The sequence below is a fragment of the Amycolatopsis sp. NPDC049252 genome, from assembly GCF_043197175.1.
GTDB lineage: Bacteria > Actinomycetota > Actinomycetes > Mycobacteriales > Pseudonocardiaceae > Amycolatopsis.
Window position 1 is genome coordinate 405,895 of the sequence record NZ_JBICSQ010000001.1, and the last position, 16,585, is coordinate 422,479.

Below are 16,585 nucleotides of genomic sequence, written 5' to 3' on the forward strand. Positions count from 1 at the left end.
GCCCCGGCGTGGCATGGTCGGTGGCACAACACCACAACGCGGGAGCTCGCGCCATGGCGGGCTGAGAGGGTGACTGGGGATTTGTCCCAGGTGTCACCGACCGCATGAACCTGACCGGGTAATGCCGGCGTAGGGAGTGAAAGTCGTTGACAACGCTGGAGAACAAGCACGTCTCCGTCACCACGGGTCCGATCACCGGATCGCACAAGGTGTACCACCAGACCGAATCCGGACTGCGTGTTCCCGCCCGCCGGATCGACCTCTCCAACGGGGAACACTTCGACGTCTACGACACTTCGGGCCCGTACACGGATCCGGAAGCCACCATCGACGTCCACAGTGGACTGCACCGGCTGCGGGCCGGCTGGGCCGACGGCCGGGAGCACAACACGCAGCTCGGCTGGGCCAAACAAGGCGTCGTCACCAGGGAAATGGAGTACATCGCGGCGCGCGAGCGCGTCGAACCGGAGTTCGTGCGCGCCGAGGTCGCGAGCGGCCGCGCGGTGATCCCGGTCAACCGCAGGCACCCCGAGTCCGAGCCAATGATCATCGGCAAGAACTTCCTGGTGAAGATCAACGCCAACATGGGCAACTCGGCCGTCTGGTCGTCGGTCGAGGAAGAGGTCGACAAGATGGTGTGGGCCACCCGCTGGGGTGCCGACACCATCATGGACCTCTCCACCGGCAAGCGGATCCACGAGACGCGCGAGTGGATCATCCGCAACTCGCCGGTGCCGGTCGGCACCGTGCCGATCTACCAGGCGCTCGAAAAGGTCGACGGAGAACCGGAAAAGCTGTCGTGGGAGGTCTACCGCGACACCATCGTCGAGCAGTGCGAGCAAGGTGTCGACTACGTCACCGTGCACGCCGGCGTGCTGCTGCGCTACATCCCGCTGACCGCGCGGCGCGTCACCGGCATCGTCAGCCGCGGCGGCTCGATCATGGCCGCGTGGTGCCTCGCGCACCACCAGGAGTCCTTTTTGTACACCCACTTCGAGGAACTCTGCGAGCTGCTGCGCCAGTACGACGTCACGTTCTCCCTGGGCGACGGCCTGCGGCCGGGCTCGATCGCCGACGCCAACGACCGCGCGCAGTTCGCCGAGCTGGAGACCCTTGGTGAGCTGACCCACATCGCGCGCTCGCACGACGTCCAGGTGATGATCGAAGGCCCTGGCCACGTGCCGATGCACAAGATCAAGGAGAACGTCGAGCTCGAAGAACGGCTCTGCGGCGAGGCACCGTTCTACACCCTCGGTCCGCTCACGACGGACATCGCGCCGGCCTACGACCACATCACCTCGGCCATCGGCGCGGCGCAGATCGGCTGGTACGGCACGGCGATGCTGTGTTACGTCACGCCGAAGGAGCACCTGGGCCTGCCGAACCGCGACGACGTCAAGACCGGCGTGATCACGTACAAGATCGCCGCGCACGCCGCCGACCTGGCCAAGGGCCACCAGTACGCGCAGGAGTGGGACGACGAGCTGTCGAAGGCCCGCTTCGAGTTCCGCTGGAACGACCAGTTCAACCTGTCTTTGGACCCCGACACCGCGCGGTCGTTCCACGACGAGACACTGCCCGCGGAGCCCGCCAAGACCGCGCACTTCTGCTCGATGTGCGGGCCGAAGTTCTGCTCGATGCGGATCACGCAGGACGTCCGCAAGTACGCCGAGGAGCACGGACTGTCCACTGTGGAGGCCATCGAGGCCGGCATGGCTTCGAAGTCGGCGGAGTTCACCGAGTCCGGCGGCCAGGTCTACCTGCCCGTGGTGCAGCCGTGACTCCGCCCACCGCCCTCACCATCGCCGGATCCGACTCCGGCGGTGGTGCGGGCATCCAGGCGGACCTGCGCACGTTCTTCGCGAACGGCGTGCACGGCCTGGTCGCGCTGACCGCCGTCACCGTGCAGAACTCGTTGGGCGTCCAGGGTTTCACCGAGATCCCGGCCGACGTCGTCGCCGCGCAGATCAAGGCGGTGGCGTCCGACATGGGCGTGGGTGCGGCGAAGACGGGCATGCTGGCCACGGCGGAGATCATCCGCGCGGTGGCCAAGACGCTGGACGAAGTCGGCGGTGACATCCCGCTGGTGGTCGACCCGGTGGCGGCGTCGATGACCGGCCACGCCCTGCTGCGCGAAGACGCCCTGGAGGCGATCCGCACGGAGCTGTTCCCCCGCGCGACGCTGATCACCCCGAACCTGGACGAGGTCCGCCTGCTGACGGGCATCTCGGTTTCCGACGCGACCACCCAGCGCTCCGCCGCGGAGGCACTGCTGGCCTTCGGATCCCGGTGGGTCCTGGTCAAGGGCGGCCACATGACGGGCAGCACGTGCGTGGACCTGCTGACGAACGGCGACGCGTTCATCTCGCTCAGCGGCCCCCGCTACCAGACGGAAAACACCCACGGCGGCGGCGACACGATGGCCTCGGCGATCACGTCATCGCTGGCGAAGGGTGCTTCGGTACCGGACGCGGTGGCGGCGGGCAAGAAGTTCATCGAGCGCTGCGTGGCGGAGTCCTACCCACTGGGCGCGGGAGTTGGCCCGGTGTCGCCGTTCTGGGTGCTCGGCCCGTCGTGAGTGGCAATTAGGGTTCTAACCCGAATTACCACTCACGACCAGCCATGGCAGGCTGCGCGGGCTCAACGCACGTGCGAGCGCGGGCTGCTGAAGCCGCCGCCGGACCACACGGTGGCCGGGATGCTCGCCACATTGGCCGAACGCGAGTTGGCCCCACCCAACCAAGATCGCTTGGGACGGTGATTTCCGCGGCTGGCGAACAGGACGGTGTGCGGTCGTGGCGCGCCCGCACTTCGAACTGATCGCCCTGGGTGGTTCACTCCGCACCTCGGCCGCACGTAGCACGTTCGCGACGAAGCTGCGGAGAAGGGCCAACCCCTGACGGAGGTCCGACATCGAGCAGCGGCACTGGTGGGACCGGCCCGGCGCGTGAGCCGGCCCCACCGGCGCGCTCAGCGGGCCGTCAGGCGCGGGGCGTCGACCGCCCAGTACCAGTTGTTGCCCGCCGCGTAGAGGCGCCACGTGAACCGGGCCGAACGGGCGCCCGCCGGGACCGCCACCGACGTCGCTGTCGGCTGGGACAGGACGTCGCCGCCTCGGTTTGCGGACGAGGATTCCGGGCCGTAGGCCAGGAGCGGCTTCTCCGGGCCGCCGTCGAAGGAGACCGTGAGGGCGCCGCGCTGGGTGCCGTCCTGGCGGTAGTGCGAGACGAACCTGATGTCCACAATGGACTTGCCGGACACCGTGAGAGCCGGCGAAACCAGGGAAGAATCGAAGGTACCCGACGAAGACGGTGAGCCCTTGTCGTCCCACTCGTCCGGGTCCGCCACCGCGAACACACCCCGGGACCGCACGTTCGCCTCCCGCTCCTGCCCGGGCGCGGTGCGCGTCCAGAAGTCGTCGTTCGTGAACGCCCAGCCCTGCCACTCCGTCACACCCGCGGGCATGGCCGAAGCGTTGCGGACCGTCCAGCCCGACGGCGCCTCGTGCGTCCAGCCGAGCACCGAAGCCGGGACGCCGGTTTCGTCCACCCGCGGCTTCAAGATCGCCGAGTCGAACGGGTCCACCGGCACCGCACCCAGCGCGTAACCGTCCAGGGAAAGCGGAATTCCCAGGTGCCGCAACGCCGTCGGCGCGATGTCCACGATCTTCGGCGCCACCGCGGGTGTTCCCGGCGGCACCGCGCCGCCCGCCGCCACCACGAACGTCATGCGCTCCTCGGGGCTGTCACCGCCGTGGCCGCCCGGGCCGGTGTGGCCGTGGTCGGTGGTCAGCATGACCAGCCAGTCTTCGGACGCATAGGTTGGCCGCGCGCTGATCGCCGCCAGCAGCCGGCCGAGGTACGCGTCGTCCGAGCGCAGGGTTGCCGCGTACTCCGGCGAATCCGCGCCGTGGGCGTGGCCGTCCTCGTCCGTCTCTCCGAAGTAGACGAACGACGCGTCGGCCTTGTCCTGCTTCAGGTGCTTCTCGGCGTCCGCCGCGAGCTGCGGGTCGGTGTTCTCGTACCCGGCGGAGTCGCCGTCCAGGACGTACTTGCGGTCCTGGCCGGTCCGCAGGATCTTGTCCCCGATCGGCTTCCAGTCGACGGCCGCGTAGGTGTCCAGCGCCGGGTTCGCCGTCTCGGCGCGCGCGAGCCAGCTCGGGTACGCGGCCAGGTTGTTGCCGGTGAACGCGTTGTCCTTGACCAGGTGCTTGTCGGGCCAGACGCCGGTGAGGATCGACGACCAGCCGGGACCGCTGAGCGTCGGCGCCATCCCGCTGCCGTAGAGCGAGCTGCGCGACGAATACCCGCGCTGGACGAGCGCGTGCACGTTCGGCGTGTCGGCGGCCAGGAGCTTGTCGAACCGCGTGCCGTCGAGCCCGATCACCAGCACTTTGGGCGTTTTGGCCGCCCCTTCGGCGACGCCGGTCGTCAGCCCCGCGGCCGCGACCAACGCTGTGACCAGGCAGAACAGTCTCCGCATGAACCCTCCAGGAAATTGGTTCGGATGAGTTACCCGGAGGTTAGGGAGCCACGAAGACGAAGAGGTGAACGCCCGGCGAAACCCGGTGAGCCATCAGCGGACCGGCTGCAGCTCCCGGCCGTCGTAGGACTGGCGCGACGCGCGGATGCGGTCGAAGTTGGCCTGCGACCACGCGCTCAGCGCGATCAGGTGCGCGCCGACCTCGCCGCCCATGTCCGTGAGCGCGTACTCCACCGTCGGCGGAGTCGTCGGGTAGACCGTGCGCGTCAGGAAACCGTCGCGCTCCAGCTGGCGCAGGTTCTGGGTCAGCATCTTCTGGCTGATGCCGTCGACCGCCCGGCGCAGCTCGCCGAACCGGTGCGGGCCGCGGGCCAGCGCGCCCAGCACCAGGGCCGTCCACTTGTTGGCCAGCAGATCCAGCACGTCACGGCACGGACAGCTGCGGAGATAAACGTCCCAGGGTCCGTCCTGGTCACAGGTGGTTTCCATCAGGTACCTACTTTACGAATAAGTGCCTTCTAGCGAAAAGTTCCTACCCATCCGAGTATAGGAGCCGACCCCGGAACGAAGGAGAGACAGTGATGCGCATCGTGACCCAGCAGGCACTCGGCGGGCCGGAGGTGCTGACCGTCACCGAAGCACCGCGGCCGGAACCCGGGCCCACGGAGGTCCTGGTGCGGGTGCACGCCGCCGGGATCAACCCGGTCGACTGGAAGGTGCGCGCCGGCGGCGGGTTCCTCGGCGAGCCGCCGTTCACCGTCGGCTGGGACGTCGCGGGTGTCGTCGAGGAGACCGGTTTCGGCGCGACCGGCGTCCGGCAGGGTGACGAAGTCCTGGGCATGCCCTGGTTCCCGCGCCCGGCGAACGGCTACGCGGAGTACGTCACCGCGCCGTCGCGGCACTTCGTGCGCAAGCCCGCCGGGCTGTCGTTCGCCGAGGCCGCCGCGTTGCCGCTGGCCGGGCTGACCGCCTGGCAGGGCCTGGTCGACGTCGGGAACGTCCAAGCGGGACAGCGGGTGTTCGTCGACGCCGCCGCGGGCGGGGTCGGCCACCTCGCGGTGCAGCTCGCCAAGGCGCGCGGCGCGCACGTGCTCGGCACGGCCAGCGCGGGCAAGCACGACCTGCTGCGCGAACTCGGCGTCGACGAGCCGATCGACTACCACGACGAAGCCGCGACGGCGTCCGATGTGGACGTCTACTTCGGACTGGTCGGCGAGGAGAGCGACCTGCGCTGGCTGCCCGCGATCAACGAAGGCGGCCTGCTGATCGGCGTGCCCAGCGGTGTCGGCGACCGGGTCGAAAAGGCGGCGGCCGAACGGAACGTGCGCACGGAACGGATCCTCGTCGAACCGGACCGCGGCGGGCTGACCGGCCTCGTCGAGCTGATCGAGGCCGGTCAGCTGAAGGTCCGCGTCGAGCGGACCTTCCCGCTGGAAGACGTCGCGAAGGCGCACGAGCTGGGTGAGTCCGGCCGGGTTTCCGGGAAGCTCGTGCTGACCGTCTAACCCCTGGCGAGCACCTGGGGCAGCACCGTCGTGAGCCCGGTCCAGTCGGACGTGACCACCGACGCGTGCTGCTTCGCCAGGTCCGCGACGCGCTGGTTGGCCTGCTCGACCGTCGGGTTGTGGGCGTCGATGGCCGGCGCGACGTTCTGGCCGTCGGTCATCACGACGTAGTAGTGGTTGGTGTCGTACCAGCCCGGCCCGGTCTGGGTGACCCACGCGTTCGCGTCACCGTCGAAGACCACGAACCACGGCTTGAGGTCGGCGGTGTACTTGTCCCGCGGGTCACCACCGGCCGCGCCGTGCACGGTCGGGAAGATGTTCGCGTCGCCGAGCTTGCCCGCGTTCTTGAGCCCGACCAGGTAACGCGCGTACTCGACGTCCGTGTGCAGCGTGTCGGTCGGGTTCTGCTCCTCCACCGTGCCCGGGATGATCTCGGTGATCACCCGGCCCCGCAGCGCGTCCACGGACGGCCAGTTGTCCGCCTTGGCCGCGTCGTCGAGCGTGCCGTAACTCCCGAGCAGCTCCGCCGGGCGGAACGCGACGCTGCCCAGGTGCGAGCGGAACGTCGCGTCCAGCTCGTCCGGGCCCATGCCGGTGTTGTCCGAGAAGCCGGTCTTCATCTCCAGCTTGAGCGTGAGCGGCGGGTGGCCCGGGTGGGCGGCGAGCCAGATCCGGATGTCGTCGAGGCAGTACTCCAGGTTCTTGTTCTTCCCGCCGGTGTACAGCTGCGCCGCCGACGTCGCCGCGACGCAGTTGTTGCTGTTCCCCAACGGGTTCGAGTGGCTGACCTTCCACTCGTGGGTGATGAAGTCGGGCCAGACGTCGAGCTCGATGAGCGACGAGCCGGCGTCGAGCGCCCGGGCCAGGTAGTCGTAGGCCGCCGGGTCGTACGTGTTGTGCACGCCGACGGTCGTGACGTGGGAGAGCTTCGGGCCGTCCGCGTGGGCGGCGGTCGCCCCGGAGAGCGCGAGAGCGGCCGTGAGGAGTACCACCGAGAAGAGCTTCATCCAGGCTCCTTCGCTCGTAACTGGTGAGTAGCTCACACAATGTGCCACCGTGGTTGACTGCTGATGAAGGAAAAGCGGCCGATTGGCCTAGACCAGAAGTCGGGAAACCCATGACCACGAGCCCGCCCACCGCGTTGACCATCGCCGGATCGGACTCCGGCGGCGCCGCCGGTCTGCAGGCGGACCTGCGCACGTTCCTCACCTGCGGCGTCCACGGCCTGGTCGCCGTCACCGCCGTCACGGTGCAGAACACCCTGGGCGTGCACGACCGCGCGGACCTGCCGCCGCACATCGTGGCCGGGCAGATCGAGGCCGTCGCGGCGGACATGGGGGTCGGCGCGGCCAAGACGGGCATGCTGGCGTCCGCGGAGATCATCAACGCCGTCGCGGCCGCGTGCGACAAGGCGGAGATCGGCCGCGACGAGAAGATCCCGTTCGTCGTCGACCCCGTGGCGGCGTCGATGCACGGCCACCCGCTGTTCGACGACGCGGGCCTGCACGCCCTGCGTGACGAGCTCCTGCCGCGCGCGACGGTGCTGACGCCGAACCTCGACGAGGTCCGCCTGCTCACGGGGATGACGGTGAAGGACCGCGAAGGCATGCACACCGCGGCCGTGGTGCTGCACCGCATGGGCCCGAAGTACGTCCTGGTCAAGAGCGGTCACCTGCAGGCCGACCCCGAGTGCGTCGACCTGCTCTTCGACGGCTCGACGTTCGTGGAGCTGCCCGGTGAGCGGTACCCGACCCAGCACACGCACGGCGCGGGCGACACCATGGCCTCGGCGCTGACCGCGGGGCTGGCGAAGGGCATGTCCGTGGTCGAGGCGGCCCGCTACGGCAAGTGGTTCGTGTCCCACGCCGTCGAGCACGCGTACCCGATGGGCGCCAAGGTCGGCCCGGTCTCGGCCTTCTGGCGGCTGGCACCCGAAGAGCGTTGAGTACCCGCCCGGTTACCCTTTCCTCGTTTACTGATCCTTGACCACAACGGGGGACGGCCTTGACCGGGCGCCAGCGGGTGGCGAAGTTCCTCGAGGACCGCCGCTTCCAGAACTTCATCATCGCCGTGATCGTGTTCAACGCGGCCACCCTCGGCATGGAGACGTCGACGTCGCTGATCGACGGCTACGGCGGCCTCCTGCACACCCTCGACCACATCGCGCTCGGCATCTTCGTCGCCGAGCTGCTGGCGAAGTTCTACGCCTACCGCGGCGGGTTCTTCCGCGACAGCTGGAACGTCTTCGACCTGCTGGTCGTCGGCATCGCGGTGATCCCGGCGACCGGGCCGTTCGCGGTGCTGCGGTCACTGCGCGTGCTTCGGGTGCTGCGGCTGATCTCCGTGGTGCCGTCGATGCGGAAGGTCGTCTCCGGGCTGCTCGCGGCGATCCCCGGCATGGCGTCGATCGCCGCGCTGCTCGCGCTGATCATCTTCGTCGCGGGTGTGATGGCGACCAAGCTGTTCGGCGTCATCTCGCCCGAGAACTTCGGCGACCTCGGGACGTCGCTGTTCACGTTGTTCCAGGTGATGACCGGCGAGGCGTGGCCGGACATCGCGAAGGAGATCATGCGGCAGGCGCCGATGGCCTGGATCTTCTTCGTCGTCTACATCCTGGTGTCCAGCTTCGCGGTGCTGAACCTCTTCATCGCCGTCGTGGTCAGCGGCATGGAAGACGAGCTGCGGCAGGACATCCGCGAGGAAGAGGCCAAACAGGCCGCGACGCAGGCCGAGGCCAACCGCGAGATCCTCGAAGAGCTCCGCGCCGTGCGCGCGGAGCTCGCCGAGCTGCGACGTGAGCAGGCCGCTTAACGGAACGCGGCGACGTTCTCGGCGGCCCAGTCGGCGAACGAGCGCGGGGCCCGGCCGAGCACCCGCTCGACGTCCGGGCTGACCCGCAGCTCGGCCGGGCTCGGCGAGCCGAGGATGTCCAGGGTGTCGTCGGCGAGCTCAGCCGGCATGCTCCGGGTCATGCCGGCCTTGGCCTCGGCGCGGGTGAGCTCGTGGAACCGCACCGGCGAGCCCAGTGCGCCGGCGATGGCCGCCGTCTGCCCGCGTGGCGTGATCACCGCCGGCCCGGTCAGCTCGTAGACCTCGCCGGTGTGCCGGTCGTCCAGCAGGCAGGCCGCCGCGACCTCGCCGATGTCCACCGGGTCGACGACCGGCACCCCGGTGTCCCCGAAGGGCGCGGCGACAACCCGCTGGGTGCGGACGGACTCGGCCCACCACAGGGCGTTGGAGGCGAAGCCGCCCGGCCGCAGGATGCTCCAGTCCGCACCGGACTCGCGCACGGCGTCCTCCAGCGCGCGCATCGCGATCCGTGTCGTGCCGAAGGGCCTGGTCGCCACGCCCAGCGTGGACAGCAGGACGACCTTACGGACCCCACTGGCGGCGGCCGTGCGGACGATGTCGGCCGGGTCGGCGCCGACGGCGTGCAGGTCGCCGGACAGCAGCAGGAACAACGCCTTCGCCCCGGCGAGCGCCGGCTCCAGGCCGGCGGGCTCGGCCAGGTCGGCCACCACGTGGCGGACGCCGTCCGGGAACGCCGCGGCGTGCCGCGACACCGCCGTCACCTGCTGCCCCGCCTCGGCCAGCGCCCGTGTCAACGGCCGGCCGATGTTCCCGGTAGCTCCGGTCACCACGATCATGTTCTGCTCCTTCGTCCGATGTCTTCGGTGCTCGGGAACGCTAGGAGCCGGGCTAACTTTTGGTAAGGACATACCTCTGGGTAAGCTCCCTACGTGACCGGAGGCGCGCAGCTCACCCAGGACGAGACCAAGCCGCGGTATGAGGTGTTTCACACCGCGTGCGCCGCCCGCGAGGTGGTCGACCACGTGACCAGCCGGTGGGGCATCTGGGTGCTGATCTCGTTGCAGAGCAACGACCTCAGGTTCTTCGAGCTGCGCGAGAGCATCGAAGGGATCAGCGAGAAGATGCTCGCCCAGTCCCTGCGGGCGCTGGTCGAGGACGGCCTGATCTGGCGGCGCGTCGAGCCGACGACACCGCCGCAGGTCACCTACGGGCTGACCGAGTTCGGCCGGGACGTCGGCGAGCCGCTGGGAGAGCTCTTCGACCGGATCACCCGGCGGCTGCCGCCCCCGGCTTAGCGGTCTTCGTCGGCGATCAGGGCTTCGAGCGCCGGAAGCGCCGTCGTCAGCGCTTCGCGGTGCTCGGGTGACAGGCGATCCAGCCGCCGGTTCAGCTCCTGCACCCGTGTCGACCGGACGCCGGAGACGAGCCGCTCGCCTTCTTCGGTCGCCTTCGCCAGCCACGCCCGCCGGTCGACCGGGTCGGACTCGCGGCTGACGTACCCGGCCTCGACCAGGGACGCGATGATCCGCGACATGGTCGCCGCGGCGACGCCCTCCTTGGCGGCGAGATCGCCGAGCCGGAGCTGACCGGCGTGCACCAGGGTCGCCAGTGCGGAGATCGCGCCGTGGCCGGGGCCCGGCACACCGGCCTGGCGCAGCGATCGCGACAGCCTGCCCACCGCGAGGTACAACCTGCCCGAGGTGTCCTGGACCGATGTGGTCACGGCTGGCTCCTTCTGCCTCACCCGTGCGCGGGTGCGCCGGAAAGTTCGGTCCACTTTACGGGTTCCCGGTGCGGGTTCGGTGTTAAGGCGCCGGCGGTCAGCGCGGCGGGCTCGACGCCTGGGCCCAGAAGCGCTGCGGCACCCGCCCGGCGCCGCGGGCCAGGCGTCCGGCGACGACGGCCGAGCGCATCGCCGCGGCCATCCGTTCGGGATCACTGGCCCGGGTGACGGCCGTGGACAGCAGGACGGCGTCGCAGCCCAGCTCCATCGCCAGCGTGGCGTCCGACGCGGTGCCGATTCCGGCGTCGAGGATCACCGGCACACCCGCTCGCGAAACGATCAGCTCGATGTTGTGCGGATTACGGATCCCGAGGCCGGTGCCGATCGGCGCACCCAGCGGCATCACGGCCGCGCAGCCGGCCTCCTCCAGGCGCAGCGCGAGCACCGGGTCGTCGTTCGTGTAAACGAACACGGTGAAGCCGTCGGCGGCCAGCTGCTCGGCCGCGTCCAGGGTTTCGACGGGGTCCGGGAGCAGCGTCCGGTCGTCCGCGTGCACCTCGAGCTTGATGAGATCGGTATCAAGCGCCTCGCGCGCCAAGCGCGCCGTGAGCACCGCTTCGGCCGCCGTACGGCAGCCCGCGGTGTTCGGCAGCAGCTGGATCCCGAGCCTTTTCAAGAGTTCGAGCACGCCGGAGCCGCCTTCGGCGTCGGCGCGTCGCATCGCGACGGTGGTCAGTTCGGTGCCGGACGCGACCAGCGCGCGTTCGAGCACGGCGAGGTTCGCCGCGCCGCCGGTGCCGATGATCAGCCGTGACGACAGCTTGTGCGTGCCGATGACGAGCGGTGCTTCGTCCACTTCAGCCTCCCTGGACGGCGGTGAGCACGTCGAACGCCGCGCCCTTGGGCACGGCGGTGGTGGCCCAGTCGCCCCGGCGGACGACGACGCCGTCGACCGCGACGGCGATCCCGGGCCGCTGTCCGCCGGCGGCGTCGAGGACGTCGGCCACGGTGGCGTCGTCCGGGAACTCCGTCCACCGGCCGTTGAGCTTGATCTCCATCACACGTGCTCCTTCCGGGACAGGCGGGCGGGCGAAGCCGCTTCGACGCCTTCGGGCGGCTTCTCCCCCGCGAGCCAGGCGACCACGGCGTCCGCGGTCACCGGGGCCAGCAACAGGCCGTTGCGGTGGTGCCCGGTCGCGGCGTAGACGCCGTCGTCCAGGACACCGAGGTACGGCAGCGCGTCGCGGCTGCCGGCGCGCAGGCCGGCGGCCGTCTCGGCCAGCTCGTACTCGGTGATCGCCGGGAAGACGCGCTCGGCGCCCTCGATCAGCTCACGGACACCGCGCGCGGTGACGGCCTGGTCGAAGCCCGCTTCGTACTGCGTCGCGCCGAGGACGAGCTCCTGGTCGCCGCGCGGGACCAGGTAGATCGGCCGGCCTTCGACCACGGCCCGGACGGTGCGGGTCGGCGGCGGCAGGCAGCCGCGGCGGGGCTTGAGGCGGAGGATCTCGCCCTTGAGCGGGCGGACGGCGTCGGCGAGCTGCGGGTGGAGCCGTCCGGTCCAGGCGCCGGCGGCGAGCACGACGGCGTCGGCGTCCGGGATCGTTCCGACGCGTTCGCGGACGAACCGGACCTGGTGGTTGACGCACGCCGCGTACAGCGCGTTGAGCAGTTTCCGGTTGTCCACGGCCAGGTCGCCGGGCACGTGGAGTCCACTTCGGACGGAACCGACGCCGGGCTCGAGCCGCTTGGTCTCGCGTCCGGTCAGGCGTTCGGCCGCGCGGCCGAGGGAGTGCAGGTAGCCGGCGAGGATGTCGAGGTGACCGGCGTCGGCGCTGTCGAAGGCGACGACCAGCGTCCCGTGCTCGGCCAGGCCCGGGTCGACGCCCTCGTCGACGAGGTCGCGCGCGAAAGCGGGCCAGCGGCGCAGCGACTCTTCGCCGAGGGCGAGGACGTCCTCCTCACCCGGCCAGGCTTCGGTCACCGGGGCGAGCATGCCGCCGGCCAGCCAGGACGCACCGCCGCGCACGGGTTCGGGGTCGTAGACGGTGACCGCGTGGCCTTGCGTGGCCGCCCGCCACGCCGCGGACAGGCCGATCACGCCGGCACCGACCACGGCCAAGGTGTTCGTCATGGGATCACGCTCCCTGCGCCGGCATGACCCGGATCAGGTTCCACGGTCGGAGCGGCAGCTCCCTCTCAGCCCGTTGCCTCGGGCTCCCGTGCGGACCCGTTCACCCTACTGTGCCGTTCGTTGCCAGTCCAACCACGGTCACGCCGGATGGCTTTCGTGGCAACGGCGCTTTTGGCCGGCCGGGTACGGTCGCCGCTATGCCCGCCCTCTCCGGTGACAAGATCCGCGCCCGCCTCGACACCGCGCGCCTGTACCTGTGCACGGACGCCCGAACGACCCGCGGCGACCTGGCGTCGTTCGCCGACGCGGCCCTGTCCGGCGGCGTCGACATCATTCAGCTGCGCGACAAAACGGGCGCCCTGGAAGCCGCGGGCGAGATCGCGGCCCTGGAGGTGCTGGCGGAAGCGTGCGCCCGCCACGGAGCACTGCTCTCGGTGAACGACCGAGCGGACGTGGCCCTGGCGGTCGGCGCGGACGTGCTGCACCTGGGCCAGGACGACATCCCGGTGCCCCTGGCCCGCCGGATCCTCGGCGACGAGGTGGTGATCGGCCGTTCGACGCACTCCGTCCCGCAGGCTTCGGCCGCGGCTGCCGAGCCGGGCGTGGACTACTTCTGCACAGGCCCCTGCTGGCCGACGCCGACCAAGCCGGGGCGTTCGGCACCGGGGCTGGACCTGGTCCGTTCGGTGGCCGCTGCCGCTCCGTCCCGGCCTTGGTTCGCCATCGGCGGCATCGACGTGCCGAGGTTGCCGGAGGTGCTGGCGGCCGGGGCGTCGAGGATCGTGGTGGTCCGGGCTATCACGGAGGCCGAGGATCCGGCTGCGGCGGCGCGGGAACTGCGGTCCCACCTGATCTGAGAGAACAGGTTCGGTCGAACCCGCACATTTGTTACTGGTGAAATCAGATCTTCATCCCACCCGCTTCGGGTTTACCCGATCGGGCCATTTGTAGAAAGCACGGAGTAACGGCGTTCGGCCGAACACCGACCTCCGTGCGGAACCCCGAAGCAACGGCAACAGGGGCCGCACGGAGGATTCGTGAAAATCTACGACTACGAGACGGCCACCTCGCCGAAACGCTCGATCTCCAAGGGCGCTCGCATCATGGCGGTCTTCGCCGGCGCGGTGCTACTGTTCGTCGCGATCGTGGTCGTGCTGAACCAGGTCGCGGAGCCGGGCAAGAACACGGATCTGGTGTGGCTGGCGGAAAAGACCACCCATTCCCCCGGCGCCCTGCCGCGCGCGTTGCGCGATCGCCTTCGCCAGGCCGGTAAGGACGGCGGCGCCAAACTCACCGCCTATGCCGTCGGCGAGCAGGCGGTTAACGTCGCGAACGACATCGGGCTGGACCTCGACCGCGGGAACGGAAAGGTCGACGACGGCCGGCAGCAGGCGTCCAATGTCGACAAGATCGTCAAGGACATCGCCGGACGCATGGGGAAAGCCGCGGTCAGTCCGACGGGCTTTTCCTTGTACGCCGCGTTGCACGCCGCCGCGGACGAGGCCGCGCGGACCGGGCAGGCCGAGGTCTGGCTGACGAGCACAGTGCTGACCGGCTCCCTCGATCCGCTCACGATCTCGTCGCTGAGTGCCGGCGCGGATCCCGAGCAGGCCGTCGACGAAGTGCTGAAGACCCCGCTGAAAGATCTGGATCTGCAGGGGGTCGATTTACACATCGTCCTTTTGACCCCGGTGGGCGCGGAACAGCGGCCGCTCGATCCGCGATCCGAATCTTGGCGCGAAAAGTTCACCACCACCCTCGCCGATCACCTCGGCGCGCAAATCGCCGACCCGATCCACGACAACGGAACGACCGGCGCCTGGCCGAACGCCTCGGTGGTCCCGCCGATCATCCCGTTCACGCCCCCACCGCCGCCGGTCAAAACGGACGATCCCCGAATCGACGAGGCGGCGTTCGCGCCCGACAGCGCGGAGCTGATCGACCGCCCGGCCGCGACAGCGGTGGCCGCGCAAGCCGCCCAGCTGTACCGGGAAAAGCACGGGAAGTCCCGGATCAACGTCACCGGCTATTGCGCCCGCTACGGCGACCCCGCCGGCGCGCGCGACACCTCGGCGAAGCGCGCCGAAGCCGTCGCGCAGCTGCTTCGCGACCAGGGAATCCCGGCCGGCGACATCACGGCGTCCGGCGTGGGATTTGACGAACTCGCCACGCCTGGTCAGGACGCCACGTCGCCGGCGCAGCGAGTGGTCGTCATCAAGCTCGTCGCCCGCTCTTGAGAAACGGAGAATTCGTGACCGACACGCCCGACGTGCCGCTGGCGGCCTACCCCGGCCTGCCGAAGGGCACATTTCGCGTAACCGACCTGCCGAGACCTGCCGCGATGGCCCTCGGCTCCACCGACGAGGGCGTCTGGACGGCGGCCGCTGCTACCTACCTCACCGTGATAGACCCGACGACTGGCAAGCCGGACCTTGACCGGCCGCTGGCGGACACCGCGGCCGGCGCGGTCCAGAACGCCGCCGCGACCTGCCACGCGCAGGCGCTGGAGTACTCGGCCCCGACCGACGACCGCGCGGCCGAACAGGACCTCGAGGCCGCCAAGCACCTCGCCGAAGCGGTCGACACGATCGAACACGCCAGCGGGATCCTGAACGACCCGGTTACCGGCCCCGACGGCGAGAAGATCGACGGGCGGCGGATCCAGGCCATCCACCACCAGGACGAGCAGCTGGCCCGCCAACGCAGTGCCGAAGGCGACTCGCGGCACACCCAGCGCAGCTGGGAGAAAGCATGGCGGATCCTCGCCTCGACCCTGCTGGGCGTGATGGACGCGATCCTCCTGTGGAAGCCGCTGCTGAACCTGTCGTTCACCAGCGGCTCGGACAACGCGCTCCGCTGGGCGATCGGGCTCGGCATGGTGAGCCTGCAGGTGCTGGCCATCGAGTGGGCGGCGCGCACATTCGTCAACGCCGAACGGTTGAGCGTCGACCGCCGCGGTGCCGCGGCGGACTACAACCGCCCGTTCCGGCACGGCCGCTCGGGGCCGGAACGCCCGGCGCCGACCACCGACGAGATCGCCGAAGCCGACCAGCAGTACTCACACGCCTACTACGGGCTGGTCGGGGTGGCCGCGGCCGTCGCGATGATCGGCGGCGTCCGAGTCGCCTGGCTCGCCCGGCAGGCGGATCTGCCGGTCTACGAAGCCGTCCTGTTCGGCATCGTGATCGGCCTGATCCTCGGCTGCGTCGTGGTCCAGATGGCACGTCTGTACTGCCGGGGGAATCTGCTGGGTGACCGGCTGGAGATCGAGCGAACGGTGATCGACGAGATCACCGGCCGCATCAAGCGAGCCCAGGGTCGGGTGGCCGCCGAACGGGAGGCCGCGCACAGCGCCCTCGTCGCCGCGGACAAGTTGACGAACCACGCCGAGACACTCCGGCAGCGCACCTTCGCCGACTCGCTGCGTGCCGTCGAACTAGCCTGGACCTGGTTCGGCCTGCCCCCAGGCGATCTCGACCGCGAGGAGTTCAGGCGCCGGGCCGTTCCCGAGGTCGAAGACACCGGGGCGCGGCGTGTCGACCTCCGCTCGCGGCTCGACCTCGTCAACACCTGGCTCGCCAACCGCGAGTCGATCTTCGCGCCGACAGCTTCGCCGGGCGGAAGCCCAGCGCTCGCCGAGTTGACCGTCGGCGATGGTGATCGTGGCAGCGCCCTGCCGGTCCGCCAGAAGAAGGACGAGCTGATCATCGTGGGACCCACGCCAGTGGAGATCCCCGACCGGCCGAAGCCGCCGCACCGGTTGATGCTGGTCGGCGCGGCCCTCACGGCGGTCGTGACCCTCACCACGGCCTGGCTGGCTCCGGTCGACAACGGCCCCTCGGAGGACACTGCTCAAGGCGTCGTCACAGCCTGGTCTTACCCGGCCTGAAGCCTGTGAAGGCCTCCTTACCGGCTCTTATGGCCGGTAAG

The 16,585-nt window shown here is 70.0% G+C and carries 17 protein-coding genes and 2 riboswitches; of the genes, 9 read left to right on the plus strand and 8 right to left on the minus strand.

From position 1 onward, the window contains the following. The first annotated feature begins 28 nt into the window (after window positions 1–28). Window positions 29–153: riboswitch (TPP riboswitch) on the plus strand. Further along, the gene (gene thiC, locus ACGFMK_RS02020; RefSeq protein WP_392756987.1) at window positions 147–1,781 is read left to right on the plus strand and encodes a phosphomethylpyrimidine synthase ThiC; all 1,635 of its coding nucleotides are present in this window, start codon (window positions 147–149) and stop codon (window positions 1,779–1,781) included. Its footprint overlaps the riboswitch before it by 7 nt. Then, window positions 1,778–2,578 (plus strand): bifunctional hydroxymethylpyrimidine kinase/phosphomethylpyrimidine kinase, encoded by an 801-nt coding sequence (gene thiD / locus ACGFMK_RS02025; RefSeq protein WP_392756990.1) that lies wholly within the window; start codon window positions 1,778–1,780, stop codon window positions 2,576–2,578. The genes thiC and thiD (ACGFMK_RS02025) overlap by 4 nt, the downstream gene beginning before the upstream one ends. A 392-nt stretch (window positions 2,579–2,970) precedes the next feature. Here thiD (ACGFMK_RS02025) and ACGFMK_RS02030 read toward each other — a convergent pair whose 3' ends face one another. Both ACGFMK_RS02030 and ACGFMK_RS02035 read right to left on the minus strand, forming a co-directional pair. Continuing rightward, window positions 2,971–4,482, minus strand: a complete 1,512-nt coding sequence (locus ACGFMK_RS02030) for an alkaline phosphatase family protein (RefSeq protein WP_392756992.1) — start codon at window positions 4,480–4,482, stop codon at window positions 2,971–2,973. Window positions 4,483–4,575: 93 nt separating this feature from the next. Further along, window positions 4,576–4,971: a winged helix-turn-helix transcriptional regulator gene (locus tag ACGFMK_RS02035; RefSeq protein WP_392756995.1), complete on the minus strand. Its 396-nt coding sequence runs from the start codon at window positions 4,969–4,971 to the stop codon at window positions 4,576–4,578. Between the two features lie 92 nt (window positions 4,972–5,063). On the opposite strand from ACGFMK_RS02035, the gene ACGFMK_RS02040 reads away from it, so the two are divergent. Further along, window positions 5,064–5,987 carry an NADP-dependent oxidoreductase gene (locus ACGFMK_RS02040; RefSeq protein ID WP_392756998.1) on the plus strand — a complete coding sequence of 308 codons (924 nt, stop codon included), beginning with the start codon at window positions 5,064–5,066 and terminating at the stop codon, window positions 5,985–5,987. On the opposite strand, the gene ACGFMK_RS02045 is transcribed toward ACGFMK_RS02040, so the two are convergent. Continuing rightward, entirely contained in the window at window positions 5,984–6,994 is a 1,011-nt protein-coding gene (locus tag ACGFMK_RS02045; RefSeq protein WP_392757001.1) for a phosphatidylinositol-specific phospholipase C domain-containing protein, read from the minus strand. The genes ACGFMK_RS02040 and ACGFMK_RS02045 overlap by 4 nt on opposite strands. 110 nt (window positions 6,995–7,104) lie before the next feature. Here ACGFMK_RS02045 and thiD (ACGFMK_RS02050) point away from each other — a divergent pair, with 110 nt between their 5' ends. Then, on the plus strand, window positions 7,105–7,932 hold the full coding sequence (thiD, locus tag ACGFMK_RS02050) for a bifunctional hydroxymethylpyrimidine kinase/phosphomethylpyrimidine kinase (protein WP_392757005.1): 828 nt from the start codon (window positions 7,105–7,107) through the stop codon (window positions 7,930–7,932). A 59-nt stretch (window positions 7,933–7,991) separates the two neighbouring features. Further along, window positions 7,992–8,798, plus strand: a complete 807-nt coding sequence (locus tag ACGFMK_RS02055) for an ion transporter (protein WP_392757008.1) — start codon at window positions 7,992–7,994, stop codon at window positions 8,796–8,798. On the opposite strand, the gene ACGFMK_RS02060 is transcribed toward ACGFMK_RS02055, so the two are convergent. Next, on the minus strand, window positions 8,795–9,634 hold the full coding sequence (locus ACGFMK_RS02060; RefSeq protein ID WP_392757011.1) for an SDR family oxidoreductase: 840 nt from the start codon (window positions 9,632–9,634) through the stop codon (window positions 8,795–8,797). The two genes, ACGFMK_RS02055 and ACGFMK_RS02060, sit on opposite strands and share 4 nt — an antisense overlap. Before the next feature lie 93 nt (window positions 9,635–9,727). On the opposite strand from ACGFMK_RS02060, the gene ACGFMK_RS02065 reads away from it, so the two are divergent. Further along, window positions 9,728–10,093 (plus strand): winged helix-turn-helix transcriptional regulator, encoded by a 366-nt coding sequence (locus ACGFMK_RS02065; RefSeq protein WP_392757016.1) that lies wholly within the window; start codon window positions 9,728–9,730, stop codon window positions 10,091–10,093. Here ACGFMK_RS02065 and ACGFMK_RS02070 read toward each other — a convergent pair. From ACGFMK_RS02070 to thiO, 4 genes are all read right to left on the minus strand, one after another. After that, a complete protein-coding gene (locus ACGFMK_RS02070; protein ID WP_323324287.1) occupies window positions 10,090–10,521 on the minus strand; it encodes a MarR family transcriptional regulator in 432 nt (143 codons plus the stop codon). The two genes, ACGFMK_RS02065 and ACGFMK_RS02070, sit on opposite strands and share 4 nt — an antisense overlap. 97 nt (window positions 10,522–10,618) lie before the next feature. Beyond that, a complete protein-coding gene (locus ACGFMK_RS02075) occupies window positions 10,619–11,377 on the minus strand; it encodes a thiazole synthase (RefSeq protein ID WP_392757020.1) in 759 nt (252 codons plus the stop codon). A gap of 1 nt (window position 11,378) precedes the next feature. Next, window positions 11,379–11,579, minus strand: a complete 201-nt coding sequence (gene thiS, locus ACGFMK_RS02080; protein ID WP_392757023.1) for a sulfur carrier protein ThiS — start codon at window positions 11,577–11,579, stop codon at window positions 11,379–11,381. Continuing rightward, complete coding sequence (gene thiO / locus ACGFMK_RS02085) at window positions 11,579–12,655, minus strand: glycine oxidase ThiO (RefSeq protein WP_392757026.1); 1,077 nt, start codon at window positions 12,653–12,655, stop codon at window positions 11,579–11,581. The genes thiS and thiO overlap by 1 nt, the downstream gene beginning before the upstream one ends. Continuing rightward, a riboswitch (TPP riboswitch) is annotated at window positions 12,649–12,755 on the minus strand. It overlaps the preceding gene by 7 nt. Window positions 12,756–12,852: 97 nt before the next feature. On the opposite strand from thiO, the gene thiE reads away from it, so the two are divergent. From thiE to ACGFMK_RS02100, 3 genes are all read left to right on the plus strand, one after another. Further along, complete coding sequence (gene thiE / locus ACGFMK_RS02090) at window positions 12,853–13,512, plus strand: thiamine phosphate synthase (RefSeq protein ID WP_392757030.1); 660 nt, start codon at window positions 12,853–12,855, stop codon at window positions 13,510–13,512. 180 nt (window positions 13,513–13,692) lie between these two features. Further along, window positions 13,693–14,892: an OmpA family protein gene (locus tag ACGFMK_RS02095; RefSeq protein WP_392757033.1), complete on the plus strand. Its 1,200-nt coding sequence runs from the start codon at window positions 13,693–13,695 to the stop codon at window positions 14,890–14,892. Window positions 14,893–14,906: 14 nt separating this feature from the next. After that, window positions 14,907–16,544, plus strand: coding sequence for a hypothetical protein (locus ACGFMK_RS02100; RefSeq protein WP_392757036.1), 1,638 nt, complete (start codon window positions 14,907–14,909; stop codon window positions 16,542–16,544). Window positions 16,545–16,585: the final 41 nt, after the last annotated feature.

What these genes read in the sequence shown, in the direction of transcription:
- ACGFMK_RS02030 (WP_392756992.1), bottom strand. Translation starts at nt 4,482, where the DNA reads ATGCGGAGACTGTTCTGCCTGGTCACAGCGTTGGTCGCGGCCGCGGGG.
- ACGFMK_RS02035 (WP_392756995.1), bottom strand. Translation starts at nt 4,971, where the DNA reads ATGGAAACCACCTGTGACCAGGACGGACCCTGGGACGTTTATCTCCGC.
- ACGFMK_RS02040 (WP_392756998.1), top strand. Translation starts at nt 5,064, where the DNA reads ATGCGCATCGTGACCCAGCAGGCACTCGGCGGGCCGGAGGTGCTGACC.
- ACGFMK_RS02045 (WP_392757001.1), bottom strand. Translation starts at nt 6,994, where the DNA reads ATGAAGCTCTTCTCGGTGGTACTCCTCACGGCCGCTCTCGCGCTCTCC.
- thiD (WP_392757005.1), top strand. Translation starts at nt 7,105, where the DNA reads ATGACCACGAGCCCGCCCACCGCGTTGACCATCGCCGGATCGGACTCC.
- ACGFMK_RS02060 (WP_392757011.1), bottom strand. Translation starts at nt 9,634, where the DNA reads ATGATCGTGGTGACCGGAGCTACCGGGAACATCGGCCGGCCGTTGACA.
- thiS (WP_392757023.1), bottom strand. Translation starts at nt 11,579, where the DNA reads ATGGAGATCAAGCTCAACGGCCGGTGGACGGAGTTCCCGGACGACGCC.
- thiO (WP_392757026.1), bottom strand. Translation starts at nt 12,655, where the DNA reads ATGACGAACACCTTGGCCGTGGTCGGTGCCGGCGTGATCGGCCTGTCC.
- thiE (WP_392757030.1), top strand. Translation starts at nt 12,853, where the DNA reads ATGCCCGCCCTCTCCGGTGACAAGATCCGCGCCCGCCTCGACACCGCG.